Raw genomic sequence first — 25,708 nt, 5'->3', positions numbered from 1 at the left:
AATCATCGACTACTAACTGTACTATCTTCACTATCAGTTATTTCATTTCTTTTATGTGTATTAGCGATTACAAGACAGTTCCCTTTTTATCAATTATCAAAAATAATAAGTCTTAGTTTAATATTGATTTTTGTTTTTTCAGTTCCATTTCTTTTTAGGAATTTTTGGAAGAGTACAAACCTAATAAAGGTTTTATTCGTTTTAAATGTTGTTTGTTTAACCCTGCTGTTATTATACTCGATTGTTATAGAACAAAATAATCTTTCATTAGCAATCAGATTTTTCACTATCTTAGTTCTAATGTTAGCAGTGTTCTTTTTACCAGCGAAAAAAATTTATGTTAAACTTTTTATCATTCTCGCTACCCTCCATAGTATTTTCCTAATAGCTTTCGAAATATATATCCTCGTATTTGGAGGACCAGAATTTCAAGAATTTATTAGAGCAAAAGTAATGAACTTAGGAATGGGAGATATTTATACCTATAACCAGTATTTTTTTCGAATCCAAATTAAAGGGAATCCTATATTACCTATTGCTTTTATCGTAAGTTTATTTGCTATCCAATCTAAACAGCTAAAAATTTCTGTAGCTTCCCTCTTATTCGTTGGAACCATTATAGCAGGAAATTTAGCTTTTATTCTTTCTATAGTGTTCTTTTTTGGAATGTATGGAGCTATTTTATTTTTCTCAAATGAGAAGGTAAAAACTTTTCTTAAAAATCTCTTTGGTAACAGAAAAAGGGTAATTATACTTGTAAGTCTTTTCTCTGTATTTATAATCGCCGTCGCTATTGTGTTATTTCCGTATATAAAAGAAGTATTTATAAGAAAAATGGAATATTCCATTCCAACTCGTTTTGATCAAGTAAGCCATCTGATTAAGGATTTAGCAGAATCTCCTATTACTTTATTGTTTGGTCAGGGCTTTGGAAATATCATTTACGTTATTTCAGACTACCGTGATTATAGAAATGCTTATTATTTTGAACTTCAAACTATCTATGTACTAAATCAGGTTGGAATATTATATTTTGCAGTGTTTTTAATAACGAAAATTATCTTCGTCATTAAGTTTTGGAGAAATAAATTAATCATTTTAATTTATTTGTCTTACATACTATATGCTTTTACTAATCCTTATTTGTTTGATACAACAAATATCTTAGTTTTAATTGTGTTAAGCTCGTTAGGTAAATTATATCTAGAAGAAGGTAATACTAGTGAATCAAAAATTTAAGGTTTGTGCTGTTATGGTTTGTTTCTACCCTGACATAGATGAGCTTTTGAACAATATAGAATCTATTGTTGGGCAAGTAGATAAGTTATTCATAGTGGATAATAGTGATCAACCAGTTAATCACGATTTTTTAATTGAAAAGGAACAAGTAGATAAAATTGAGTGGGTTTCTTTAAATGAAAATTTAGGTATTGGTGCAGCCCACAACGTTGGAATAAAACTGGCAATCGAGCAAAATTTCGAGGGCATTTTACTTTTAGATCAAGACAGCAACCCGCCAGAGCACCTTGTTAACACTCTTGTGGATGGAGTTCAATTTCTAAAAAAACAAGGGGTGAAAATTGCTTGTTTAGGTCCAGATATCTTTAATAAGAATACAAATGAAAATTATAAACCTTTATTAAATAAGGGAATAGAATTATCTGAGGACTTTGTTGAGAAAGACGTATTAATAAGTTCGGGTAAATTATTAGTAGCAGATGCCGTTAAAGATATCGGCATGATGGATGAAAGCTTATTTATAGACTTAGTTGATTTCGAATGGTGTTGGAGAGCTAAAAAATACGGCTATAGAGTTTTCAGCAGTAAACGAGCAAGAATGGGTCATATGGTCGGACAGAAAAACGTGAAGATTTTAAAAGTGTATAACCTATTAATACCTTCTCCTATCAGGCACTATTATCAATTTAGAAATACACTTTTTCTCTTAAAACGAGACTATGTTCCAACCTACTGGAAGTTTAAAGCACTAATTGAAAGAGGTATTGAATTCTTTCTTTACCCTATATTTGTATCCCCAAGATTAGGAAGAATTAGATATATCGTCAGGGGAATAAGAGATGGCTTATTCAATAGGAAAGGGAAACTTACAAATGACTGATAGCATACTTACTATTCAAAATGTCTGTGGAATTTTAGTTACCTATAACCCTAATGTTGAAGAGCTTAAGGAAAATATAGAGTCTGTAGTTCACCAAGTAGGTAGGATATGCATTGTAGATAATTCAACGGATACTATCCTTCAAAAAAAGGTATTGGACCTCCAACAGGAAGAATCCCTCCATGTTATATCGAATAAGGGGAACTTTGGTATTGCGGCTGCCCAAAATATTGGGATGAAATGGGCTTTACAAAAAGGGTTTAATGCATTTTTTCTCTTGGATCAGGATAGCAAATTAATGGAAGAAACCGTATTTAAATTGGTAGGAGAATATAATGATATAGCCAGTCAAAATCAAAACATTGCTTGTATTGGTCCATTAGCCTTTGACCGAGATAAAACGGAAGAAGATGTATACCACAGCTATGATGGTGATGAAAGAATTATTAAGGTTCAGCAGACCTTAAGCTCCGGATCATTAATTCCTAAAAATGCGTTTATCCAAATAGGCGGAATGGAAGAAGATTTATTCATTGACTTAGTAGATTATGAATGGTGTTGGAGAGCTGAAAAAATTGGCTATTCAACATATGTTACAAAGGAAGTAAAAATGGCCCATCGACTAGGTGAAGACAGGTACCACTTTTTAGGGAAGAGCATTGGGGTACCTTCACCGATAAGACATTATTATCAATTCCGGAACACCCTTATTATGTTTAATAGATCTTATGTGCCGTTAAGTTTTAAACTAAAATATATGATTATCTTGTTGTTTAAGTTTTTCTTTTTCTCTCTTTTTGTTAAACCTAGATCTGTACGCCTCAGGATGATCTCTAAAGGAGTTATTGATGCTCTAAAGGGTGTTAAAGGCGATATTAATGGAGATAGACCTAAAATGGTTTATGAATCGAAGTCATAGACATTGAAAATGGAGGTGAAGTCATGAACTTTTCAGTTCTAATGTCGGTATATTTTAAAGAAAAGCCAGAGTTTTTAAAAGAATCAATAGAAAGTTTAGTAAGCCAAACATTAAAACCAGATGAAATTGTCATTGTATTGGATGGTAAACTAACTGATGAATTATATCGTTTATTAGATGAATATAAAAATGCCTATCCTGACCTTTTTAAATATGTCCAGCTTGAACAGAATATGGGTTTAGGAAAAGCATTGGAGATTGGTATAAAAGAATGTAGGTATGATGTCATCGCAAGAATGGATAGTGATGATATATGTCATCCGGAAAGATTTGAGAAACAAATAAACTTTTTGAAAAATAACCCCGATGTTAAAGTACTAGGTTCTTGGATTGCGGAGTTTGAGGAAGGCCCGGATAAAATAGAATCTATCCGAAAAGTCCCCTCTACTTATGAGGAAATAAGAGAATATGCTAAAACACGTTGTCCATTGAATCATATGACAGTGGTTTATTATAAGGAAGCAGTGTTAAAAGCAGGCAGCTATCAAACCTTAATGTGGAACGAAGATTATTTTTTATGGGGAAGAATGTTGAATAGTAATATTAAATTTATGAATATACCTGAAGCTTTAGTATATGCACGTGCAGGGGCAGATATGTTTAATAGACGCGGCGGGTTAAAGTATTTCAATAAAGAGGTAGAACTGCAAAAAAAATTTTTAAAAATGCAGTTTATTGATAAACAAACTTTTATAAAAAATGTTATTACTAGAGGAACTGTGAGAATACTTCCTAATTCTATAAGAGGATTTATTTATAAAAAGTTACTTAGAAGATAAAATATATAAAAAAGGGGTCACAGAAAGTCAGTCAAAACTCACTTTTTGTAGCCCCTATTTTTAATGAATATAAGTTTTTAGTACAATAGAAACCCCATCTAAACTACGAGTAGAAAAGAACCTAAACCTATTAAACTTACTCCACCAATTTTTTTATAGTTAATTTTCTCTGATAAAAGAAAATATGACAGAATCATTGTCCACAGATAAGTGATGGAAGTAAGAGGATATACTATGGTATAGGGGAGATATTTTAATAATAAAATATTTAATAGAGCGCCTAATACATAAAAAAAACCACCTAGACAAAGATTGAATAAAAATCCCTTATTAAAGCCTAAAGAATGTGACGATGCCTTCTTAAAGAAATACCCTCCAAGTGACCCGAAAAAAGTCATACTAAGCAATATCAGAACTTTAATTATCTCCACCACCAATTAGTATTGCCCCTAAAATTATACAAACGATTCCAGCTATTTGTTTCACATTTATGATTTCTTCTAAAAAAATAACCCCGATAAATATTGCAAATACATATCCCATACTAAGGATTGGGTGTAGGACGGATAGGCTTCCAAATCGAAAGGCCACTATCATTAATCCAGCGCCAAGAAAGTAAAGAAGGAAACCAATTAATATGAAAATAATTAAGTTTCCTTCTGACATTTTCCAAAACATTTGTCCAAACGCTGTGGTGAGGGATGCAAATAATATAAACAGAATCCCAACCTTATTGTCGTTAAGCGATTTAATAAAGTTATTCATAAACATTTCCTTTTATAAAGTTAGTTTTTTTCAACTTTGATTATCTCTTTTTTCCCCAAACACGCAGCCAGGAACATAATAAAAGCTACGAGGAAATTTGCATATAAATAACGGAAGTCCTGAGCTGGTAAAGAAATTGCAACAGCAGCAGTATTTAACATAACAGGTGCAGCGGCTAAAATCAATTTCCATCTTCCCTTTAAAATGAGTATAAATACAAATAAAAGAATAGCAAAACTAAATAAAGCTGGTCTCCACATCCAATAAAATGGCTGCTGAACGGTCTTAGCTAATAAACCTTGTGCTTTTGCTGTTAATGTTTGGTTTTTAATCTGATGTTGTATTCCACGTTGAATAGCCATATCTTGAGGGTCAGATCTCAACAAAAATGGTAAGAAATACGTACCAGGTTCATTATGAATTTGCCATACAAGTGAGCTTTCCTTCAAGTAAGCTCTAGTTACGATTTCTGGATTTTGCTTAGAAATCTCAAGCCAAGTTCGGAAGTATTCCTTTTTATTATCTTGAATAAAATCCGCATTGTAGTTTTCGTCAAATTTAAGCGGGTCAACGATATACGGATTGTATTTTTTCTTCCAAATTTCTATCGGCAGAATCTTATCAATAAAGTCCCTTTGCTCTTCAGTTAGTTTGCCACTCTCTTGGACTACTGCCGCAATTTGTTGAGTAGGAATAGCTAATGCCTCATTCTGAGTAGCTGGTATAACATCTAAATAGTTATAAACTGGCCCTTTAATAAAGAAATAAAGTGCAATTATAAATGCTGAAACGATATATGTGCGAAGCAGCTTTAATCGAAACACGATAAATAATAAAAAGATGGTTACAACAAAAACAGGAAATCCATTGTGTCTAAAAAAAACTAATCCATAGCTTGCTAAAACAAAGAAAAGCATATTTGTCTTGCTAGACATCCATTTTCCATTTGAAACGATAATATTGACTAAGTACATGCTAAACAGTAATATCGCAGCACTAAACAATACGTCCTTCCATAGGTTGACTGAATAGATTCCAGTGACAGGTATTATAGCAGTTACCAATAACATTAAATAAATAACGATCTTATTTACTCTATATTTTTCAAAGCAGTAAGCACAGTATCCGAAGATAAGCGATAAAATAATCGATTGGGCTGCTGCAACTGCTGCTGGTGAATCCCAAACCGATGTTGATAACATGATAAACCACGTATGAGGAACTGGGTGCCAATCATGAAAGTACGGAACATGAGCTTGGTCCCATTGCTGCATAGAATCGATTGATAAAATGGCTGGGAAGAAAGCAATTAGATAAATTGACCAAATCATCATATATGGCAGTGCATAGATTAAAATTTTCCATCTGCTTACCGTTGATACTGAATTTTCTTTTAAAGAAAGCAAAATACCTGCTAATGCAAGGATAAAGGTTAAAATAACAAAAAAAGTGGCTAGATAAACATAAATTACAATATAAGGATGATTATCACTTAGGTACAATTGTGGACCTTTTGAACTAATCATTAATATGATAGAAAATAAAATATAGAAGCTTATAAAGGTAATTCTATTTATTTTAGAAAAAGAATTGTAAGGTTTAAATAAAAACTGGGTCCTATAGCTCATGAATAAAAGAGTAAGTAAAATCACAGATAATATAACCGCTAGTATTGATACATTTCGAATCGGTGAAAAATAAAACAGAAACCCTGGGGTTAATAAAATTGAGAGACTAACTGAAATAATTAAGCTTTTTAGAAAAGTGTTTTTTCTTTTCATTATTTACTCCTAATTAGTGCTTTCACACGATGTAATTCCAGCTCATATTGTTTACGAGAATTTGCGACAACTGTGTCTAAAATTAATGCGCATGCCAAACTTAACATTGACAGGATTTCAAGCCCCACTGCCAATATTGCGGAGGGTACTTTTGTAACAAATTGTGTACTTAAAAATTCAACGATTACTGGTATGCCAGCAGCTAAACCTAAGAGGAAGAAAATGACAGCCCATAAAAGGAAGAAAAAGAAAGGTTTGAAATCCTTGAATAAGGTAAAAATAGTTCGTAAAACTTTAATACCATCACTGAAAGTATTTAGTTTCGATTCGCTTCCCTCAGGACGGTCACGATAATTAATAGGTAATTCTTTTATAAGGAACCTTTTATCTAATGAATGAATACTTAATTCTGTTTCGATTTCAAATCCTGGACTCATGACTGGAAATGATTTAACAAAGAATTTGTTGAAAGCTCGGTAACCTGTCATAATATCATTTATATTGCTTTTATATAAAGTATTTATAAGACCTTTAACTAGGTTATTACCGAAGTTATGGAAGTTCCGTTTATTTTCGCTTTCATATGTACCATTCGATAATCGATCTCCGATGACCATATCCGCCTCATTATTCATTATCGGTTCCAATAATGAATGGGCAAATTCCGCTGGGTAGGTATCGTCACCATCTATCATAATATAATAATCAGCTTCAATATCGAAAAACATAGAGCGAACCACATTTCCTTTTCCTTGACGGTATTCTTTCTTTACAATAGCACCATGCTCTTCGGCGATTTCTGCTGTTCGATCTCTAGAATTATTATCATAGACATAGATTTTCGCATTAGGTAGTTCTTTTTTGAAATCATCTATAACTTTCCCTATCGTTAGTGCTTCATTATAACAAGGAATTAGTACTGCTATTTCCATAAAAGCATCCTCCACTTTATTTATATTTATTTCACAATATTTTATTATAAGCCATAATACTAGTATTGTTAACAAAACAAAATAATATTTATTAGGAAGCCATAGCATAATTACTATTCTTATTAATTGATTGTGGGAATTCTATATATTATACTTGTTTTTGTTTAGTCGATATACAGTATGAACACTTACATGTAATAAGGAAAATAAAATTATAAAAGTATTGTTGTTTTAAAAGTACAAATGAGGAGTTAATTATGCAAAAAAAAATCGTATATTTAATGCACGTGGATTGGGACTGGATCAAGCAAAGACCTCATTTTCTAGCTGAAAAACTTCATGAGAAATATGATATTAATGTCTTTTATGCATTATCAAGGGACAGGAAAGTCATGACAGCTAATCCAACTTCAATTAAGACTTCACCTATAGTAACACTCCCATTTAAAAAAATCAGCTTTATTAGAAATGTAAATAAGTTACTGCAAAAAATCATTTATTGGTTTGTTTTAGAGCAAATGAAACCGGATATCGTATGGATTACCCATCCATCCTTGCATGACTATTTACCAAGAAAAAAACTGTCAAAATTCAAGGTAGTTTATGATTGTATGGATGATGTATTAGGCTTTTCGAACACTCCTCAAGCTAAGAAAGCACTTGATGAATCTGAAAAGCGATTATTTGAAGACTCTGAAGTGGTGTTTGTCTCTAGTGAACATTTACAAAATCAGATTGTAAATAGAGGATGTAGGAGAGAAAAAACCTGTTTAGTTAGAAATGGATATAATGGTGATATCATTCAACCAATAAAGGTTCCTGAGAATAAGAAAGTATTCAGCCTTACATATGTAGGGACCATTTCAAATTGGGTGAACTTTGATATTATTTTAAATAGTCTTGATGAGTTTGATAATATTGAATATCATTTTTATGGTCCTATTGAATGTAAGGTTCCAAACAATAGTAGGATTATCTTCCATGGACCAGTTAAACATAGTGAAATCTACGAGACAATAAAGGACAGCGATTGTTTAATCATGCCTTTTAAAATCAATGACTTAATTCTTTCTGTTGACCCAGTGAAACTGTATGAGTACGTTAATTTTAATAAAAATATCATTACTGTATATTACGAGGAAATAGAAAGATTTGGGGATTATGTCCACTTTTACCGTGACAACAATGAATACTTAGAGGTTTTAAGGGATTTAATAGAAAATAATAATCTTAAATATAATGAAGAAAGTAGATATGAATTTTTAGTTAATAATACATGGGATAAGAGAACAGAAGTCATTATTGATAAACTAGAAAGTATATAGTATAGGAGCTGGTTTTAAATGAAGGGAATAATATTAGCAGGTGGCAGCGGCACAAGGCTTTATCCTTTGACAAAAGTAGTATCGAAACAATTACTGCCGGTTTATGATAAACCAATGATTTATTATCCACTTTCTGTTCTGATGTTAGCAGGAATTAAGGATGTATTAATTATTTCAACACCTGAAGATATTGCTCGTTTTGAGCAAATTCTTGGAGATGGATCCGATTTAGGAATGAATTTTTCCTACAAAGTTCAGCCGCATCCAGGCGGGTTAGCACAGGCATTCCTAATTGGCGAAGAGTTTATTGGAAATGACAATGTTGCCTTGGTCTTAGGTGACAACATCTTTTACGGTCATGGATTAACAGATCTATTAAGAAGAGCTGCTTCACGGGAAACAGGAGCATCTGTATTTGGATATTATGTAAACGACCCAGAGCGTTTCGGGGTAGTTGAATTTGATGAGGAAGGTAAGGCGGTATCGATTGAAGAAAAGCCTTTAGTTCCTAAATCAAACTATGCCGTAACCGGTCTGTATTTTTATGATAATCGGGTAGTTGAAATTGCAAAGAATATCAAGCCTTCACCAAGAGGTGAACTTGAAATTACAGATATAAATAAAGCCTACCTTGATATGGGCGAACTAAATGTAGAATTACTAGGACGTGGCTTTGCTTGGCTGGATACAGGAACTCACGAGTCCTTATTAGAGGCATCCCAATTTATTGAAACAGTTGAAAAACGACAGTCATTAAAAATTGCCTGTTTAGAAGAAATTGCATATAAAATGGGCTATATTACAAAAGATAAGTTATTAGAGTTAGCAGAGCCATTAATGAAAAATCAATATGGTCTATACTTAGTAAAAGTAGCAACTCAAGGAACGAAATGAGGTATATAGAATGAATGTTATTGAAACGAAACTTTCTGGTGTGAAAATATTAGAACCAAAGGTTTTTGGTGACCACCGTGGTTACTTTATGGAAAGCTATAATAAAAATATATTTGAAGAGCTAGGCTTAAATTTTGATTTTATACAAGATAATCAATCCCTTTCTGCTCCAGTTGGAACGTTGCGAGGTTTGCATTTTCAATTAAATCCTAAAGCGCAGACAAAGGTTGTTCGTTGTGTAACAGGGGCCATTTATGATGTTGCGGTAGATATTAGAAGCGGTTCTCCTACATATGGACAGTGGGTGGGTGTCATTTTAAGTGAGCATAATAAGCGTCAGCTTCTAGTTCCGAAAGGTTTTGCCCATGGTTTTTGCACATTGGTACCTGACACCACTGTTGCTTATAAAGTAGATGAATATTACTCGCCCGAGCATGATGGCGGTATTCTTTGGAATGACCCTGAATTAGGCATCGATTGGCCGGCAACGAATCCAATTCTTTCTGATAAAGATACAAAGCACCCAACTTTAAGTGCGGCAACTAATCTAAATTTTGTGTTTGAGAAATAGGAGGCATTACAATGAAGTTATTAGTTACAGGCGGCGCTGGCTTTATTGGCAGCAACTTTGCCCGTTATATGGTAAACAAATACCCTGATTATCAAATTGTTAACCTTGACTTGTTAACATATGCTGGAAATCTTGAAAACCTAAAGGACATTGAAAATGCTCCTAACTATAAATTTGTCCGCGGAGACATTGCAGACCGTGAATTTATTAATGGTCTTTTTCAAGAAGAGAAGTTTGATTATGTGTTGAACTTTGCTGCAGAATCACATGTTGACCGCAGCATCACCGATCCAGGAATCTTTGTACAGACAAATATCCAGGGAACATTGGCGTTGCTTGATGCAGCAAAAACAATTGGTGTAACCAAATACCTACAAGTATCAACAGATGAAGTGTACGGAACATTAGGTGAAACTGGCTACTTTACAGAGGAAACTCCGTTAGCAGCAAACAGCCCATACAGTGCAAGTAAGGCGGGTGCTGACCTACTTGTTCGTGCCTACCATGAAACATTTGGTCTTCCAGTCAATATTACACGTTGCTCCAACAACTATGGACCGTTCCATTTCCCTGAAAAGCTTATTCCATTGATGATTATCAATGCTTTACATGATAAGGAGCTTCCTATCTATGGTGATGGATTGAACATTCGCGACTGGCTTCATGTTGAGGACCATTGCCAAGCGATTGATCTTGTGCTTCACAAAGGACGTAATGGAGAAGTATACAATGTCGGCGGTAATAACGAACGTACAAACATTGAGATTGTAAAAACCATCCTAAAGCATCTTAATAAACCAGAGTCACTAATGAAGTTTGTTACAGACCGTCCTGGCCATGACCGTCGTTACGCGATTGACGCAACGAAGCTTCGCACAGAGCTTGGCTGGTCACCAAAATATAATTTTGATACAGGAATCGAACAAACGATTAACTGGTATTTAAATAACCGTGAGTGGTGGGAAAACATCATTTCTGGTGAATATCAGGATTATGTGAAATCCCAGTATGGCGACAGATTAGAGGTAGAATAATGAAGGTTGTTGTAACAGGTGCAGCAGGTCAATTGGGACAGGATGTTATGCAGGAGTTGGAGAGGAAGAATCATCAAGCGTTCGGAGCAGACCGGCAGCAATTAGATATTACCAAAGAAGAGGAAGTTCTTGCTTTTATTAGTGAAGTAAAGCCAGACGTGATTCTGCACTGTGCTGCCTACACGAATGTGGATGCAGCAGAAGAGAACGAAGAAGCTGCCTATCAAGTCAATGCCGCGGGAACTGAATATTTAGCGAAAGCAGCCAAGCAGACTGGCGCAAAAATGCTTTATGTAAGCACAGATTATGTTTTTGATGGTACTGCTAATGAGCCCTACGAGGTTGATGAGCCAACAAAACCACTAGGTGCTTATGGAAGAACGAAGTTAGCTGGTGAACAGTTTTTACAAAAGCACCTAAATGAATTTTTTATTGTCCGTACAGCTTGGGTGTTTGGGATTTATGGGAATAATTTTGTGAAAACCATGATTCGCCTAGGAAAAGAGCGAGGAGAAGTCGGTGTCGTTCATGACCAGGTTGGTTCACCAACCTATACCGTCGATCTCGCTCGGTTCATGGTTGAATTAATGGAGACTGACAAATATGGAATTTATCATGCCACGAACAGTGGTATTTGCTCATGGTATGAATTTGCGGTGGAAATATTTAAACAAGCTGAAATGGATGTAAAGGTCAATCCATTAACAAGTGACCAATTCCCACGTCCTGCTGCACGTCCAAAATATTCAGTCTTAAGCAAGAAGATGATTGAAATACAAGGTCTAAGACCACTACGTGATTGGAAAGAAGCACTTGCTGCTTATTTAGCTGAATCAAAAGCATAATGTATTGGAGTTACAATGCCCCTTTCATCAAGAAAGGGGCATTTATTTTGAAAAAGATATTTGGTTAGAGAGAACATTACTGTAACTTTACGAAATTTTAACCGTCTATAACAGTGGAAGAATGATAAAATAATGATGTAATTTGTCATATATGTGGAATTTTTAAAAAGTAGAAAATACGCCTTCATACATATTACATTGGTATTATAGTATTTTATTTATATTTCAATTTCAATCCTTGTCGTTTATCCTAGTTTATTTCTATAATGGACTATGCTATAATCCATTAGGATATGTTTATCATTATTATCAGCCTAACTATTAAATCAATAAAAATATAAATATGTTAAAATCTTGGAGGGCATATGTTATATCTAACTCTAGTTATCTGTTTTTTTGCGTCAATATTACTCACACCGTTGGTAAAGAAACTAGCATTTAAAATTGGAGCAACAGATAAACCAAATCAAAGAAAAGTCCATTCACGTATCATGCCTCGTCTAGGAGGATTAGCGATCTTTTTAAGCTTTTTAATCGGAATTCTCATTATGAATCCTTCTAATGAATTATTAGGAGAATACCATTTGTCCATTGTTATTGGGGGATTTATCATCATTTTGACCGGAATGCTTGATGATGTGAAGGAAATATCGCCTAAGGTAAAACTACTTGGACAAATAGCAGCGGCAGCTGTGGTAGTCATTTATGGTGGTTTGCAAGTGGAATTTATTAACCTGCCATTTGGCGGTATTATTGACTTTGGCTATTTAAGTATACCGTTAACGATGATTTGGATTATTGGGATTACAAATGCCATTAATCTAATTGATGGGTTAGACGGTCTAGCTGGTGGAGTTTCCTCGATTGCATTAATTGCGATTGCCGGAATGTCATTGATAACGGGTACTCCATATGTTGCAATAATGGCGTTAATTGTTGCTGCTAGTACAATTGGATTCTTATACTTCAATTTTCATCCAGCAAAGATATTTATGGGAGATACAGGAGCCCTTTTCTTAGGCTATATCATTTCTGTATTGTCACTATTAGGATATAAAAATATTACGTTTGTTTCATTGATTATTCCTATTATTATTCTCGGTGTTCCTATTTCTGATACATTCTTTGCAATTATTCGCCGTCTTGTAAACAAGCAGCCATTATCAGCGCCAGATAAATCGCATCTTCACCATTGCTTGTTGAAATCAGGGTTTACCCATCGTCAAACGGTCTTGTTAATTTACTTTATGGCAGCCCTTTTTGGCCTAGCTGCTTTCATTTTCTCGCAAGCAACAGTTTGGGGTTCAATAATCGTCATTATAGCGCTGCTAATAACTATAGAGCTAGTCGTTGAAAGTATAGGGCTCATTCGTGACGATTATAAACCTCTCTTGAAGTTACTTAAAGGATTCAAGCCTGTTAATGTAAAAAATAGATAATGCTGTAACATCGAAAAGTCTAAAACTAATGTTTTAGGCTTTTTACTTTTTCTTACTAATTCTTTTTAGAGTTTCCTGTTTTTTACCCACCTACAGTGTTTTTGAAATTACTTTTATGGACAAGATACTATCGAGGAGGTTCGCTATGCTTTTTATAACCTTGATAGTATGTTTTACCGTCTCAATTCTTATTACTCCACTGGTAAAAAAATTGGCCTTTCTCATTGGAGCTACGGATAAGCCAAATCGTCGAAAGGTTCATCAATCGACGATGCCTCGTCTGGGCGGGTTAGCGATTTTTATAAGTTTTATTATCGGTATAGTCATTTTACAACCTGAAAACCCTGCCTCAACGGCGATTCTAATCGGCTGCACCATTATTGTTATTACAGGAGTTTGCGATGATTTGTTTGAACTTCCTGCAAAGTACAAACTGTTAGGACAATTAGCAGCTGCCTTTACCATTGTATTCGTAGGCGATCTTCAAGTGCTTTTTATAAATTTGCCTTTTGGCGGGCAGCTTGAATTCGGTTACCTCAGTATTCCTTTTACGATCCTTTGGATTGTAGGAATTACAAATGCAATCAATTTAATAGATGGTCTAGATGGTTTAGCAGCTGGTGTATCTTCGATTGCTTTGGTAACCATTTCCGGAATGGCACTACTTCAAGGAAGTTTATATGTGGTAATTGTTGGGTCCATCGTATTAATTAGTACACTTGGCTTTCTGTTTTACAACTTCCACCCTGCAAGTATTTTTATGGGTGATACAGGGGCACTATTTTTAGGATTTGTTATTTCTGTTCTTTCCTTGCTGGGTTATAAAAATGTAACCTTTATTTCTTTTATCATCCCGGTCATTATTCTTGGGGTACCTATTTCGGATACATTTTTTGCAATTATGCGCAGGATTATTAATCATCAACCTTTGTCAGCTCCCGATAAATCCCATTTGCATCACTGTCTGCTAAGACTTGGCTATACACATAGGCAAACAGTGTTACTGATTTATGCAATGGCTGCATTCTTTGGCATAGTTGCTGTTATTTATTCACAAGCGAGAATCGGCGTGGCTCTCTTCCTAATTTGTTTGCTTATTTTATTAATGGAGTTTATTGCTGAAAAAATTGGTTTGATGGGGAATAGTTTTCGCCCATTACTAAAGATTTTGCGTATGTTTGGAATTTCTACTGCAAAGGATCGATCATAAAAAAGAGACTGACTCAAAATGGCACGAGCAGTGGCATTTGAGTCAGTCTCTTTTTTTTATAGTGAGACTTCTAAGTAATCTGTTTTTCCTTTTTTGAGAGCGGCCTGTCCGTTTGTTAGTTCAGTGATCCAACCATGAAAAGCACTCACTTGGTCTTCATTCACATATACTTCCACTTCAACAGTATCAAGATAATGAATTTCCTTAATGATATAATCAGAGTCCCGAATTTCCTTTTCAATTTTCCCAAGCCAAGTATAATCAATTGTTACATGAATAACTTGAACGAGTCTTCTCTCCACGATTCCAACTATGTCTAAACCTTCAGATGTCGCTTTACCGTAAGCGCGAATCAGTCCGCCAGCCCCTAATTTAATCCCTCCAAAGTAGCGGGTAATGACGACAACTGTATCTTTAAGCTTCTTTTTTTTCAATACCTCAAGAATGGGCACACCAGCTGTCCCACTAGGTTCTCCGTCATCATTTGCTTTTTGAACTTGGTCATTTTCACCAATCATGTAGGCCGAACAATTATGGGAAGCATCCCAATATTTTTTCTTAAGTGTTTGGATAAATTCCTGAGCCTCCTGTTCAGATTCTACTCTTTTTATGTGGGCAATAAAACGTGACTTTTGAATGATGATTTCATGTTGTCCTACTTCCTGCCTAACCGTAAAATACCTAGATAGCATTGTGTTCTCCTCCCGTAAATCCTTCGGATAGTAAAATAAAACATTGGTGTAATATAACTTTAATATAGAAGTAATTTTCCCGTGTTATAATAAATAATGTTCAAATAGTGTGAAATGTATTTTTTAAAAATAGTAGATTCGCTACAAAACATTATACTACTTATGCACTAGGCAGTTGGGAAAATTTTTAGTTTAACCCTTAGAGATAGTAAAATGGTACAATACACGTTAAACTAGAAAAAAGGTCTCTGGAGGAGAGCATGGCGAAAATTCAGAAGATTAATGTAAAATCAATTGATGAAATCCGTGAAGAGATGATTGATACCGTTACGAGTAGTAAAAGTGATATCTTTCAAATAAGCGAGCAATGCCGAAAAGACTACGAAAATATGACTGATGAACTTAGAACGATTAAAGAAATGATGGTCAAACTGATTACTGAAGAGGAACGCCTTGAAGAACAGGTCCTAAAGGCGAGATTAACCTTATCAGAGCTTAGTATGAATTTTAAGACATATTCTGAAGCAGAAGTGAGGGAGGCTTATGAAAAAGCCCACCAGCTGCAAATGGACCTGTCTATTAATTGGCAATATAAAAAACAGCTTTTGGAAAAACGAGCTGACCTCGAACGCAGGTTATTGGGATTGGATGAAACGATTGATCGAGCAGACCAACTCATTTCGCAGATTTCAGTGGTCATGAATTACCTCATGAGTGACTTAAAACTTATGGGTGAAGAATTACAGAATGCAAAAGCAAAACAAGACTTTGGCCTAAAAATAATCGAAGCTCAAGAAGAAGAGCGAAAACGATTGTCTAGAGAAATCCATGACGGTCCAGCACAAATGCTGGCAAATGTTATTATGAGATCTGATTTAGTTGATCGTGTTTATAAGGAGCAAGGACCTGAGGAAGCTTTTAAAGAGATTGGCAGCTTTAAAAAGATGGTCCGCGCGGCTCTTTATGAGGTCCGGAGAATCATCTATGACCTTCGTCCAATGGCGCTTGATGATTTAGGCCTAGTGCCGACCCTCAGAAAATATCTTCAAACCATCGAAGAATATCATAACCGGTCGAAAATTGAATTAATTAACATTGGGTTAGAACGCAGGCTTCCGACTAAGTATGAAGTTGCTTTATTCCGATTGATTCAAGAATCGGTGCAAAATGCATTAAAGCATGCCAATGCCTGCGAAATAAAGGTAAGGCTGGAAATGACTAAGCATGAATTAACCGTTCTAATCAAGGATAATGGTTCGGGTTTTGATATGAACCAAAAAAAGCCCGATTCGTTTGGAATGATTGGGATGAGAGAACGAGTCGAGCTTTTAGAAGGAAATATTACGTTTGAATCTAAAATAGGAAAAGGAACAGCAGTCTTTATTGTGGTTCCATTACCGTCTTAAAAAAACATAAACGAATACAGTGGAGCAGGAGGGAAAATATTATGACTAAGATTGCGATTATCGATGACCATCAACTTTTCAGAGAAGGTGTTAAACGAATACTAGAATTTGAAAAGGCATTCCAAGTTGTTGCCGAAGGTGATGACGGAAGTGATGCGGTAAACATAGTAAATGCTTATAATCCAGATGTAGTCATTATGGATATTAATATGCCTCAAATGAACGGAATTGAAGCTACACGTGAGCTATCGGAAAAATTTCCAGATACTAAAATTATTATTCTTTCCATCCATGATGATGAAAACTATGTTACTCATGCACTCCAAACCGGTGCAAGAGGATATTTGCTGAAGGAAATGGATGCTGACGCACTGATTGAGGCGGTGCATGTTGTTGCGGATGGTGGATGCTACCTACATCCAAAGGTAACCCATAATTTAGTAAATGAATACCGCAAACTGACTGCTGGACGTACAGGCGGCGGTGCCTTTGTTCAAACCCTTGAACTGCGTCGACCACTTCATCTGTTAACTCGCCGCGAATGTGAAGTTCTGCAAATGCTGGCAGATGGAAAAAGTAACCGTGGCATCGGGGAAGCCTTATTTATCAGTGAAAAAACGGTAAAGAACCATGTGAGTAACATTTTACAAAAAATGAATGTTAACGACCGGACGCAAGCAGTTGTCTCAGCTATTAAAAACGGCTGGGTCGAAGTTCGATAGGATCTATATGGGTACGCTCTGTTAATGGGGGCGTGCCTTTTTATTTGCCTTCATATAAAATAATAACAAACATTACTTTAAGGAAGGTTCAATTATGAAAACGGCAGTTGTTACGGATAGTACCGCTTACATACCGAAAGAGATACGCGATAAATGGAATATACATATGATCCCGCTAAATGTAGTCTTCGGAACCGAGGTTTACCAGGAAGAAGTAGATATTACTGCAGAGCAGTTTTACCAACTAGTGAAAGAGCGAGAGCTTCCTACTACATCGCAGCCGCCAATCGGGCAGTTTGTAGAGCTGTTAGAACGATTGTCCCAAGACTATGGCTCGGTTATCTGTATCCACCTCTCAAGTGGAATCAGCGGCACTTTTGCTGGTGCAGTAACGGCTAGCTCTATGGTAGAAAATATCAAGGTTTACCCATTTGATTCTGAACTAAGCTGCATGCCACAGGGTTTTTATGCGATTGAAGCAGCGAAAATGGCTTTAAACGGGGACGAAGCTGATAAAATCATGTTACATCTAGAAGAATTGAGGAAATCCGCTGATGCTTATTTTATGGCGGATGACTTATCTCACCTTCAGCGGGGCGGCCGACTTTCTGGCGCTCAAGCGTTTATTGGAAGTTTGCTGCAAGTAAAACCACTTCTCCACTTTGAAAATAAAGTAATCGTCCCTTTTGAAAAAATTCGCACTCGTAAAAAAGCGATGAAACGGATTGCGGACCTATTAGGTGAGGCCGCTGCAAATGGCGAGAACCTTCAAGCCGCCATCATCCACGCTAACCGCGAGGAAGAAGCGCTGGTATGGAAGTCAGAGCTTGAAACACTTTACCCAAATATAGAATTCTCCATAAGTTACTTTGGTCCTGTTATTGGAACGCACTTAGGAGAAGGTGCAATGGGACTCGGCTGGATGAGAAAATAGTGTATGAGGATGGCCGGGCAGAAGCCCGGCTTTTGAAGGATTTAAAGGGGTAGTTGATTTCTTAAAAAAAGTAATTGATAAATTAAAAGTCATCGATAAAGGCTAGGTAATCAATAGGGAAGTATCTATTTTTTGAAAATGCCCGAACGAAATTGATTCTATTTTCATTAACTAGTCTTAGGGAGATGATACTAATGGTTAAAATTATGTTAGATCCTGGCCATGACATAAACACACCTGGAAAACGTACTTTAGATGGCAGTATGAGAGAATTTGAGTTTAATAAAGCTACTGCCCTCCATGTAGTCAATTTACTTTCGAATTATCATGACGTAGAGGCAGTCCTTTCTCACGATTTATATGATGGCATTGATACAAGCCTGACAGCACGTGCAAACTTAGCCAACCAGTTACGAGTAGATTGCGTGGTAAGCATTCATGCAAATGCAGGAGCAAGCTCAGCGCGCGGAATAGAAACCTATATTCACACTAATGCACCTGACAGGACCTATAACCTGGCAAGAATGGTTCACGATCAAACCATAATCGCTACAGGCATGGTAAATCGCGGGGTGAAGCGTGCCGACTTTGCTATTTTACGTGAAACCAACATGGATGCTTTGCTCATAGAATGTGGGTTTATGACTAATTCAGATGATTTAGTACTGCTTAAGTCAGATGATTACCGAATAAAATGTGCACGAGGGATTGTTAATGGATTGGTGCAATTTTACGGGTTGAATAAAAAAGCAGCACCAGTGACATCACTATCACCATCTGTCGTTTATGAAGCACACATTGAAGGTATTGGCTGGCAGGGAGTAAAGAGAAATGGTGAAACCGCAGGCACAACCGGACAATCACGAAGATTAGAAGCATTAACTGTTAGACTAGAAAACACTAATGCTCGATTGCAAATGGAAGGTCATATCGAGGATTTAGACTGGACGAACGAACGTACCAATGGAGAAGTCTTAGGAACAATGGGTGTAGCGTTAAGACTTGAGGCCATTAAAATTAAGGCCGATGGATTAAATATTACGTATCGCGTACACATAGAAAACACAGGTTGGACCGATTGGAAGAAAAACGGTGAAGAAGCTGGAACCACAGGTCAAGCAAAGCGTATCGAAGCTATAGAAATTAAATTAGGTTAATTATACCCTTACTCGATTTGAGTTTGGGGTCTTTTTACTTCCAATTATTTTATTATATAAAGTATTAATACTTAACGAAGATAAAAAAGCAAGAACGAAAAATGTTATTAAATATCGATTAGGATTGCACTTATTTGTGCAATTTTTTATTCATATTATTCGACAATAAGCAGGTATTTTGACAACTCTTGTTGAAATTTTAAAAAGTAATGAAGGAGTGATACTTAAATAATAATAAAGAAAGGTGCTGTTTTTGTGCGTTTTCTTGTAAAGGATAATTATTTATTCCCTCAGAAAGGTTCAGACTCACTTCCCATCTCACAAATCTCAACCATTCCACAACCATGTATTAACTCTAATTTCCCCTACAACCCTGACCTGCAGCTGCTTCTAACCGGCAAACAACTCTTACTAGATGACCTGCCATTCCCTCTCGAAGAAATCCAACATCATTATGAAAATGGGTATATTACCTACCGTAAAGGAATTGAATACATCAAAAATTATCCTGTTTGTTGTCGATGTGGAAACAAGGCAGAAAATTGGTTTGCATCGTTTCCGTGTTCGAGGTGCGGCGAAGTCTGTATCTACTGCCGAAAATGTTTGATGATGGGGAGAATCAGTGCATGTACCCCTTTAATTGGCTGGAATGGTCCAACACTAGAGCATCATTTACCTGAAAGAATTCTCGAGTGGAATGGACAGTTATCACAAGGGCAGCAAGCAGCGTCGAATAGAGTAGTTGAAGCAGTAGGAAACATGACTGAGCTGCTCGTTTGGGCGGTTTGTGGTGCGGGGAAAACGGAAGTCCTGTTTGCTGGAATTGAAGCGGCACTTGCTGCCTGTAAAAGAGTTTGCATCGCAACTCCGCGCACAGATGTAGTCCTTGAACTTACCCCAAGATTAAAAGCCGCCTTTCCAGGAATCACCGTTGCTTCCCTATATGGTGGGAGTGAGGACCGCCATCTTTATGCACCGCTTACCATTGCTACCACACATCAGCTGCTCCGTTTTTACCACGCTTTCGACACCGTCATTTTGGACGAGGTCGATGCCTTTCCCTATACAGTAGAAGAATCACTCCAGTATGCTGCTGTTCAAGCAAGAAAGCGAGATTCTGCAATGATTTACCTCACCGCGACACCGAATGAAAAATGGCAAAGGGAATGCCGCACAGGAAAAAGGGCCTTCACCACCATCCCAGCTAGATTCCACCGCCACCCGTTGCCGGTCCCTCACTTTACCTGGTGTGGTAATTGGCAAAAGCAGTTAAAAAAGGACAAACTGCCAGCTAATGTAATCCATTGGGTTAAAGAGCGCCTCCAAAATCGAAAGCAAGCGCTGCTTTTTTTCCCTCATATCGCCTTGATGGAAAAAGCTCTCCCAATCCTGCGAACGTTCGCCCCCGATATTGAGGCTGTCCACGCTGAGGATCCGAACCGCAAAGAAAAGGTCCAAAAAATGCGAAATAAAACGATTCCATTGTTACTGACCACCACCATTTTAGAACGAGGTGTTACATTTCCCAACATTGATGTTGCCGTCGTGGGTGCGGAAGATGATATTTTTACAGAAAGTGCCCTTGTTCAAATTGCCGGAAGAGCTGGTAGGAGCAAGGATTTTCCAGATGGAGTTGTGACATTTTTTCATTATGGAAAAACGGAAGCTATGTGTAAAGCACGGAAACAAATTATCACAATGAACCAAGAAGGTGTTAAAAGGGGGCTTATTGATTTATGATTCTTTTCCTTCAGCCACATTGTCTGATTTGCCATGGCGTTATTCAGCCACCTATCAGTTGGAATTCGATTTTTTCAGAAGAGAAAGAACTGCACATCTGTCCAACATGTGAGGGGAAATTTGAAAAATTAGAAGGAGAAAAATGTAGGATATGCAGCAGACTCTTTCAATTTTTGGAGGAAAGGTTTAGGCATGAGGATTTGTGTCATGACTGTGTTCGGTGGGAGAAGAATCTAGAATGGAAGGGATATCTTGACTCCAATACTTCCGTTTTCCTTTATAATGACTTTTTTAAGGAGGTAATGGCAACATATAAATTCCGTGGGGACTATGTATTGGCAAGAATATTTGCTGAAAGTATTAAGGATTTACTGCGAAGATTAAATCCAGATTTACTTGTACCGATACCCTTAAGTAACGAGCGGCTGTATGAGAGAGGATTTAATCAAGCAGAAGCCCTGGTCATAGAGTCGGGATTTGTCCCTTCAAATCTTATTACTCGGATCCACTCGGAAAAACAATCAAAAAAGTCTCGAACTGAACGAATTCATATTCCACAGGTTTTTCAAATTGGCGATTACGCTGATATAAGAGGGAAAGAAATACTGCTGGTAGATGATATTTACACAACAGGGTCCACACTAAGACATGCTGCAAAGTTATTAAAAGAATCAGGGGCGAAAAGGGTACAATCCCTCACACTCGCAAGATGACCAGCAATAAGAGTGATTTCCTTTCTTATTGTTCCGTACCTTATTCATCAGACTTAAAAGTGGTAATTAGTCCCTAAAGATAATAGACTAAAGGTGTAGGAGCATTTCTAGATAGCCATGTAAATGTATACTTGGTTCTCACTATTTTCCCGTTGTTTTTGTCAAAATTTCGACAAATCTTTTATTCTGATTTAGCAGGAGAATCAAAGGGCAAAATAGAAATGTAATTACATAGGAATATAAAGGAGGAGTCCACAAATGAATTATAACGTTCGTGGTGAAAACATTGAGGTAACTCCAGCAATAAGAGATTACGTTGAGAAGAAAATTTCTAAATTGGAACGCTATTTCACAGAAGCACCTGAAGCAAAGGTACATGTGAATTTAAGATTTAATCAAGATAAAACTTCAAAGGTAGAGGTAACGATTCCACTGCCAAATCTAGTCCTACGTGCAGAAGAAACACATGTTGATATGTATGCAGGAATTGATTTGATTTCAGACAAGCTAGAGCGTCAAATCCGCAAGCACAAAACCAAGGTAAATCGTAAATTCCGTGAAAAAGGTGATTTCCCGGTTACGTTTGCCATTTCTGAAAACAACGAAGCTCAAGAAGTAGATGAAGACGATTTAGAACTTGTTCGTACTAAACGTTTTGATCTTAAGCCAATGGACAGCGAAGAAGCAATTCTGCAAATGAACCTGCTAGGGCACAGCTTCTATGTGTTCAACAATGCGGATACAAACCGTACAAACGTGGTTTACAAGCGTAAAGACGGTCGTTACGGTCTAATTGAAACACATTAATAAGTACTGAACGCAGTCCTGAAAAATCGGGGCTGCGTTTTTATTTTAATATAACAGTTATTTAAATTTTCAAAATAATTACACATTTAACAAAGAATTTACAAAAGCCCTATTGATATAATGGTAATATTGGGATTAAATTATAATATAGTATAATAGTTGCATATTTTAATGATTGGAGGTAGGAACAAAGTGGGAAAAACGTATTTAAAAGTAGCAACCGTTTATTTTACAATTGGGGTTCTGGCAGGTCTGACAATGGGGATTATTCATGATTTCCGTTTTACATCGGTTCACGCCCATATTAATTTACTTGGCTGGGTAACCATGGCATTGTTCGGAATTATTTATCACCTTTATCCAAATGCTGCAAAATCAAAATTAGCGAAAACTCAGTTCTGGTTACACAATATTGGGGTGCCAGTCATGTTAGGTGGAATTGTCCTTCAAGTATTAGGAGTTTCCGCAGCTCTTCCGCCAACCATCATCGGTTCAATAGCCGTAGTGGTGGGAGTTATTTTATTTATGGTTAACGTTTTTAAATATGTGGGAAAAGATTCAACCGTCAATTCTGATAAAAATGTATCAATCTAATTCAGTGCACACATGATTTCACATAGCTGTGAAATCATGTGTGCTTTTTTTTTGCCCCTTGCCAATAACTTTAAAGTATATATCCTATCAATCTGGCAAAAATGGTACTATTTAATTGATAATAATAAATATAAGAAGAGGAATAGAGGCGAGAGCTGATGATAGAGACAATAGGTCGGAATGAACCTTGTCCGTGCGGAAGCGGGAAAAAGTATAAAAAATGCTGCGGTGCAAAGGAAGCGGTATCGATTACCCATTTGCTTGAAAGCGAAATTGATGAATTGCAAAAGCGACTGCTTCACTTTGCGCTTGACCATTATGAAGAAGAAGTATATACGGCATTTGAAGATTTTCAAGACCATTTTCATATAGATGATGAAGAGGAACGTCAGTTTTACGAATTTGTTTACACTATTTGGTTTTCCTTGTTTTATCCATTGGATAATGAGGAAACCATACTTGAACATTTCATAGCATCAGAGGCTAGGAAAATTAAACGGCCGAAATTGAAACTAATTTTGCAGTCATGGACGGATGCTAGAGCAATTGCAGGAGAAATTACCAACGTTGATAATAATGTACTTACAGTTGTTGATGGTTTTTCATCAGAAAGATTCGAGGCGCTTGTACCGAGTACGCCAAAATCTTTTGAAAAAGGAACGTTTTTTGTCGGGTTCCTCCTTCCGTTTAACCAAATGCATGTCTTTTTCCCAGCACCGTTTGATTTACCTAATTTACCATTCAATCAAGCGATTGATTTTATCGAGGAGAAAAGCTTACTAGCCGATTATGAATCCCCTCAGGAGTTCTTTACTGACTTTTTTATGGAAATAATGAAGGACCTCACTGAGGTTGGTGGTATGGTAGATATTGATGGCATGGAGTGGGCTTCGCCTATTTATAAGGAAATTGCAGGAATATTCAAGAGAAGTCTTGAGGAACTCGGTGAGCGAGCACCAACCGTGGATATAGGAATAATACTATGGTTTCAATATTGCGAGAAAAAGCAGAAACGAATTAAAAATCCGAATCTGTATGTCGCGGCAGTTCATTACTTAATGACAATGATTGACCACATGGAAGCACCACTTACTCAAAAAGAAATTGCCAAGTTATACGGTGTACCTGTAGGCTCTCTTTCTTCTACGTATAGAGAAATGGAAGCTGAATTAGAGGAAGAGATAAATAGGATTATTGAACTTTCCTATGAAGAAGCAAATGATATCGATGACCTATTCGATACAATTCCTTTTAACCCGAATCAAGGCCCAATGCCTACAGAACAAATCATGCAGGAAGTACTGGCAGAGCTTCAAGGCCATGATCTTGGGACAATGGAAGAAGTAAATGAATTTTTGAACAAAAAGCTTTCTGCTCCAACTCCTAAAAAAGCACCAAAAACGAATAAAGAGCGTGCCCAACAATTGATTTACGATGCCATGGAAGCACATGGCTCGCAACGCTACAAACTTGCTCAGGAAGCCCTTCATTTAGATTCCAACTGTGTAGATGCCTATGTCATTCTTGCTGAAAATGCAGATACCGATGAGGAAGCCATGATGTTAGCTAAAAAAGGAATGGAAGTCGGTGAAAAGGAACTAGGGAAAGCCTTTTTTAAAAATAACAAAGGGCATTTCTGGGGCTTGATTGAAACAAGGCCATATATGCGTGCCAAGGCAGTGTATGCTGATGCTGTTTATCAGTTAGGATATGTTGCGGTAGCGATACGAGAATACGAACAGCTTCTAGAGTTAAATCCAAATGATAACCAGGGTGTGCGTTATTTGCTCTTTGCAGTCTACATAAAGGAAGGTTTACTCTCGAAGGCAGAAACATTGTTGAAGAGGTACGAAGAGGAAACAGCACATGGGCTCTACAACAAGCTTTTACTCGAATTATGTAAAAATGGTACCACTGAGAAAGCAGCAAAATTACTGACATATGCAAAAAAGATAAATCCACATGTGATTTCATTTCTATCAGGCAAAAAACGTATCCCTATGCACCTGCCAAAAGGTTATGGTTGGGGTGATGAGAGTGAAGCCATTGTCTATGTGGATTCCTGCTTTCAATTATGGGAGAAGGTAGAGGGACTGAAGGAATGGCTGAAGAAACATTGAATCGAGAGAGAGATCTCTCGATTTTTTTAATCCCTAAATAGAAAAAGCTAATGATAGGTGCTGGAGTGACCGAAACTCGATTGGAAAAGGGAAATGGGTCAATGCAGAGGTGCTGGAGTGACCGAAACTCGATTCGAAAAGGGAAATGGG

General features: G+C 36.5%; 25 protein-coding genes. 20 read left to right on the top strand and 5 right to left on the bottom strand.

Annotation, left to right across the window (positions count from 1 at the left end; genetic code table 11):
* Positions 1 to 300: 300 nt before the first annotated feature.
* From J2Y03_RS19275 to J2Y03_RS19260, 4 genes are read left to right on the top strand one after another with little or no spacing between them, the layout of a single operon-like run.
* Positions 301 to 1,239 carry a hypothetical protein gene (locus J2Y03_RS19275; RefSeq protein ID WP_310196956.1) on the top strand — a complete coding sequence of 313 codons (939 nt, stop codon included), beginning with the start codon at positions 301 to 303 and terminating at the stop codon, positions 1,237 to 1,239.
* Entirely contained in the window at positions 1,223 to 2,119 is an 897-nt protein-coding gene (locus J2Y03_RS19270; RefSeq protein WP_310196954.1) for a glycosyltransferase family 2 protein, read from the top strand. The genes J2Y03_RS19275 and J2Y03_RS19270 overlap by 17 nt, the downstream gene beginning before the upstream one ends.
* On the top strand, positions 2,079 to 3,038 hold the full coding sequence (locus tag J2Y03_RS19265) for a glycosyltransferase family 2 protein (protein ID WP_310196951.1): 960 nt from the start codon (positions 2,079 to 2,081) through the stop codon (positions 3,036 to 3,038). The genes J2Y03_RS19270 and J2Y03_RS19265 overlap by 41 nt, the downstream gene beginning before the upstream one ends.
* Before the next feature lie 23 nt (positions 3,039 to 3,061).
* Complete coding sequence (locus J2Y03_RS19260) at positions 3,062 to 3,877, top strand: glycosyltransferase (RefSeq protein ID WP_310196949.1); 816 nt, start codon at positions 3,062 to 3,064, stop codon at positions 3,875 to 3,877.
* 98 nt (positions 3,878 to 3,975) lie between these two features.
* Here the strand turns inward: J2Y03_RS19260 and J2Y03_RS19255 are convergent, their stop codons facing one another.
* The 4 genes from J2Y03_RS19255 to J2Y03_RS19240 all read right to left on the bottom strand — a co-directional run bounded on the left by J2Y03_RS19255 (position 3,976) and on the right by J2Y03_RS19240 (position 7,355).
* Positions 3,976 to 4,275, bottom strand: a complete 300-nt coding sequence (locus J2Y03_RS19255) for an EamA family transporter (protein ID WP_310196946.1) — start codon at positions 4,273 to 4,275, stop codon at positions 3,976 to 3,978.
* Between the two features lie 19 nt (positions 4,276 to 4,294).
* The gene (locus tag J2Y03_RS19250; RefSeq protein ID WP_310196945.1) at positions 4,295 to 4,642 is read right to left on the bottom strand and encodes a DMT family transporter; all 348 of its coding nucleotides are present in this window, start codon (positions 4,640 to 4,642) and stop codon (positions 4,295 to 4,297) included.
* A gap of 20 nt (positions 4,643 to 4,662) precedes the next feature.
* Positions 4,663 to 6,168 carry a DUF6020 family protein gene (locus J2Y03_RS19245; RefSeq protein ID WP_310196941.1) on the bottom strand — a complete coding sequence of 502 codons (1,506 nt, stop codon included), beginning with the start codon at positions 6,166 to 6,168 and terminating at the stop codon, positions 4,663 to 4,665.
* 254 nt (positions 6,169 to 6,422) lie between these two features.
* The gene (locus J2Y03_RS19240) at positions 6,423 to 7,355 is read right to left on the bottom strand and encodes a glycosyltransferase family 2 protein (RefSeq protein ID WP_310196938.1); all 933 of its coding nucleotides are present in this window, start codon (positions 7,353 to 7,355) and stop codon (positions 6,423 to 6,425) included.
* A gap of 257 nt (positions 7,356 to 7,612) precedes the next feature.
* Here J2Y03_RS19240 and J2Y03_RS19235 point away from each other — a divergent pair, with 257 nt between their 5' ends.
* From J2Y03_RS19235 to J2Y03_RS19205, 7 genes are all read left to right on the top strand, one after another.
* Positions 7,613 to 8,680 (top strand): glycosyltransferase family protein, encoded by a 1,068-nt coding sequence (locus J2Y03_RS19235; protein ID WP_310196936.1) that lies wholly within the window; start codon positions 7,613 to 7,615, stop codon positions 8,678 to 8,680.
* 18 nt (positions 8,681 to 8,698) lie between these two features.
* Positions 8,699 to 9,574, top strand: coding sequence for a glucose-1-phosphate thymidylyltransferase RfbA (gene rfbA / locus J2Y03_RS19230; protein WP_310196934.1), 876 nt, complete (start codon positions 8,699 to 8,701; stop codon positions 9,572 to 9,574).
* A gap of 10 nt (positions 9,575 to 9,584) precedes the next feature.
* Positions 9,585 to 10,145, top strand: a complete 561-nt coding sequence (rfbC, locus tag J2Y03_RS19225) for a dTDP-4-dehydrorhamnose 3,5-epimerase (protein WP_310196931.1) — start codon at positions 9,585 to 9,587, stop codon at positions 10,143 to 10,145.
* Positions 10,146 to 10,156: 11 nt separating this feature from the next.
* A complete protein-coding gene (gene rfbB, locus J2Y03_RS19220; RefSeq protein ID WP_310196928.1) occupies positions 10,157 to 11,179 on the top strand; it encodes a dTDP-glucose 4,6-dehydratase in 1,023 nt (340 codons plus the stop codon).
* Positions 11,179 to 12,024, top strand: a complete 846-nt coding sequence (rfbD, locus tag J2Y03_RS19215) for a dTDP-4-dehydrorhamnose reductase (RefSeq protein ID WP_310196926.1) — start codon at positions 11,179 to 11,181, stop codon at positions 12,022 to 12,024. Before rfbB ends, rfbD begins: the two co-directional genes overlap by 1 nt.
* Positions 12,025 to 12,389: 365 nt before the next feature.
* Positions 12,390 to 13,463 (top strand): glycosyltransferase family 4 protein, encoded by a 1,074-nt coding sequence (locus J2Y03_RS19210; protein ID WP_310196922.1) that lies wholly within the window; start codon positions 12,390 to 12,392, stop codon positions 13,461 to 13,463.
* Positions 13,464 to 13,608: 145 nt separating this feature from the next.
* The gene (locus J2Y03_RS19205) at positions 13,609 to 14,673 is read left to right on the top strand and encodes a glycosyltransferase family 4 protein (RefSeq protein WP_310196921.1); all 1,065 of its coding nucleotides are present in this window, start codon (positions 13,609 to 13,611) and stop codon (positions 14,671 to 14,673) included.
* Between the two features lie 56 nt (positions 14,674 to 14,729).
* Here J2Y03_RS19205 and J2Y03_RS19200 read toward each other — a convergent pair whose 3' ends face one another.
* Positions 14,730 to 15,365 carry a YigZ family protein gene (locus J2Y03_RS19200; protein WP_310196918.1) on the bottom strand — a complete coding sequence of 212 codons (636 nt, stop codon included), beginning with the start codon at positions 15,363 to 15,365 and terminating at the stop codon, positions 14,730 to 14,732.
* Between the two features lie 260 nt (positions 15,366 to 15,625).
* Here J2Y03_RS19200 and J2Y03_RS19195 point away from each other — a divergent pair, with 260 nt between their 5' ends.
* The 9 genes from J2Y03_RS19195 to J2Y03_RS19150 all read left to right on the top strand — a co-directional run bounded on the left by J2Y03_RS19195 (position 15,626) and on the right by J2Y03_RS19150 (position 25,558).
* Positions 15,626 to 16,771 carry a sensor histidine kinase gene (locus tag J2Y03_RS19195; RefSeq protein WP_310196916.1) on the top strand — a complete coding sequence of 382 codons (1,146 nt, stop codon included), beginning with the start codon at positions 15,626 to 15,628 and terminating at the stop codon, positions 16,769 to 16,771.
* 38 nt (positions 16,772 to 16,809) lie between these two features.
* The gene (locus J2Y03_RS19190) at positions 16,810 to 17,493 is read left to right on the top strand and encodes a response regulator (protein WP_463675881.1); all 684 of its coding nucleotides are present in this window, start codon (positions 16,810 to 16,812) and stop codon (positions 17,491 to 17,493) included.
* Between the two features lie 94 nt (positions 17,494 to 17,587).
* A complete protein-coding gene (locus J2Y03_RS19185) occupies positions 17,588 to 18,427 on the top strand; it encodes a DegV family protein (RefSeq protein WP_310196912.1) in 840 nt (279 codons plus the stop codon).
* A 194-nt stretch (positions 18,428 to 18,621) separates the two neighbouring features.
* Positions 18,622 to 19,584: an N-acetylmuramoyl-L-alanine amidase gene (locus J2Y03_RS19180; RefSeq protein ID WP_310196910.1), complete on the top strand. Its 963-nt coding sequence runs from the start codon at positions 18,622 to 18,624 to the stop codon at positions 19,582 to 19,584.
* Positions 19,585 to 19,839: 255 nt separating this feature from the next.
* Complete coding sequence (locus J2Y03_RS19175; protein WP_310196907.1) at positions 19,840 to 21,324, top strand: ATP-dependent helicase ComFA; 1,485 nt, start codon at positions 19,840 to 19,842, stop codon at positions 21,322 to 21,324.
* 302 nt (positions 21,325 to 21,626) lie between these two features.
* Complete coding sequence (locus tag J2Y03_RS19165; protein ID WP_310197319.1) at positions 21,627 to 22,037, top strand: ComF family protein; 411 nt, start codon at positions 21,627 to 21,629, stop codon at positions 22,035 to 22,037.
* A gap of 258 nt (positions 22,038 to 22,295) precedes the next feature.
* A complete protein-coding gene (hpf, locus tag J2Y03_RS19160) occupies positions 22,296 to 22,844 on the top strand; it encodes a ribosome hibernation-promoting factor, HPF/YfiA family (protein WP_310196905.1) in 549 nt (182 codons plus the stop codon).
* A gap of 192 nt (positions 22,845 to 23,036) precedes the next feature.
* On the top strand, positions 23,037 to 23,438 hold the full coding sequence (locus tag J2Y03_RS19155) for a cbb3-type cytochrome c oxidase subunit I (protein WP_310196902.1): 402 nt from the start codon (positions 23,037 to 23,039) through the stop codon (positions 23,436 to 23,438).
* Between the two features lie 158 nt (positions 23,439 to 23,596).
* On the top strand, positions 23,597 to 25,558 hold the full coding sequence (locus tag J2Y03_RS19150) for an SEC-C metal-binding domain-containing protein (protein WP_310196899.1): 1,962 nt from the start codon (positions 23,597 to 23,599) through the stop codon (positions 25,556 to 25,558).
* Positions 25,559 to 25,708: the final 150 nt, after the last annotated feature.

It is taken from the genome of Neobacillus niacini (genome assembly GCF_031457145.1).
GTDB lineage: Bacteria > Bacillota > Bacilli > Bacillales > Cytobacillaceae > Neobacillus > Neobacillus niacini_J.
This window is presented reverse-complemented; position numbering and strand designations above follow the sequence as displayed.

Coding starts and splice junctions, on each gene's coding strand:
- J2Y03_RS19265 (WP_310196951.1), top strand. CDS start 2,079: ATGGCTTATTCAATAGGAAAGGGAAACTTACAAATGACTGATAGCATA.
- J2Y03_RS19255 (WP_310196946.1), bottom strand. CDS start 4,275: ATGACTTTTTTCGGGTCACTTGGAGGGTATTTCTTTAAGAAGGCATCG.
- rfbB (WP_310196928.1), top strand. CDS start 10,157: ATGAAGTTATTAGTTACAGGCGGCGCTGGCTTTATTGGCAGCAACTTT.
- J2Y03_RS19275 (WP_310196956.1), top strand. CDS start 301: ATGTTAGCAGTGTTCTTTTTACCAGCGAAAAAAATTTATGTTAAACTT.
- J2Y03_RS19210 (WP_310196922.1), top strand. CDS start 12,390: ATGTTATATCTAACTCTAGTTATCTGTTTTTTTGCGTCAATATTACTC.
- J2Y03_RS19150 (WP_310196899.1), top strand. CDS start 23,597: ATGATAGAGACAATAGGTCGGAATGAACCTTGTCCGTGCGGAAGCGGG.
- J2Y03_RS19240 (WP_310196938.1), bottom strand. CDS start 7,355: ATGGAAATAGCAGTACTAATTCCTTGTTATAATGAAGCACTAACGATA.
- J2Y03_RS19245 (WP_310196941.1), bottom strand. CDS start 6,168: ATGATTAGTTCAAAAGGTCCACAATTGTACCTAAGTGATAATCATCCT.
- rfbD (WP_310196926.1), top strand. CDS start 11,179: ATGAAGGTTGTTGTAACAGGTGCAGCAGGTCAATTGGGACAGGATGTT.
- hpf (WP_310196905.1), top strand. CDS start 22,296: ATGAATTATAACGTTCGTGGTGAAAACATTGAGGTAACTCCAGCAATA.
- J2Y03_RS19260 (WP_310196949.1), top strand. CDS start 3,062: ATGAACTTTTCAGTTCTAATGTCGGTATATTTTAAAGAAAAGCCAGAG.
- J2Y03_RS19235 (WP_310196936.1), top strand. CDS start 7,613: ATGCAAAAAAAAATCGTATATTTAATGCACGTGGATTGGGACTGGATC.
- J2Y03_RS19205 (WP_310196921.1), top strand. CDS start 13,609: ATGCTTTTTATAACCTTGATAGTATGTTTTACCGTCTCAATTCTTATT.
- rfbA (WP_310196934.1), top strand. CDS start 8,699: ATGAAGGGAATAATATTAGCAGGTGGCAGCGGCACAAGGCTTTATCCT.
- J2Y03_RS19165 (WP_310197319.1), top strand. CDS start 21,627: ATGGCAACATATAAATTCCGTGGGGACTATGTATTGGCAAGAATATTT.
- rfbC (WP_310196931.1), top strand. CDS start 9,585: ATGAATGTTATTGAAACGAAACTTTCTGGTGTGAAAATATTAGAACCA.
- J2Y03_RS19185 (WP_310196912.1), top strand. CDS start 17,588: ATGAAAACGGCAGTTGTTACGGATAGTACCGCTTACATACCGAAAGAG.
- J2Y03_RS19250 (WP_310196945.1), bottom strand. CDS start 4,642: ATGAATAACTTTATTAAATCGCTTAACGACAATAAGGTTGGGATTCTG.
- J2Y03_RS19200 (WP_310196918.1), bottom strand. CDS start 15,365: ATGCTATCTAGGTATTTTACGGTTAGGCAGGAAGTAGGACAACATGAA.
- J2Y03_RS19195 (WP_310196916.1), top strand. CDS start 15,626: ATGGCGAAAATTCAGAAGATTAATGTAAAATCAATTGATGAAATCCGT.
- J2Y03_RS19180 (WP_310196910.1), top strand. CDS start 18,622: ATGGTTAAAATTATGTTAGATCCTGGCCATGACATAAACACACCTGGA.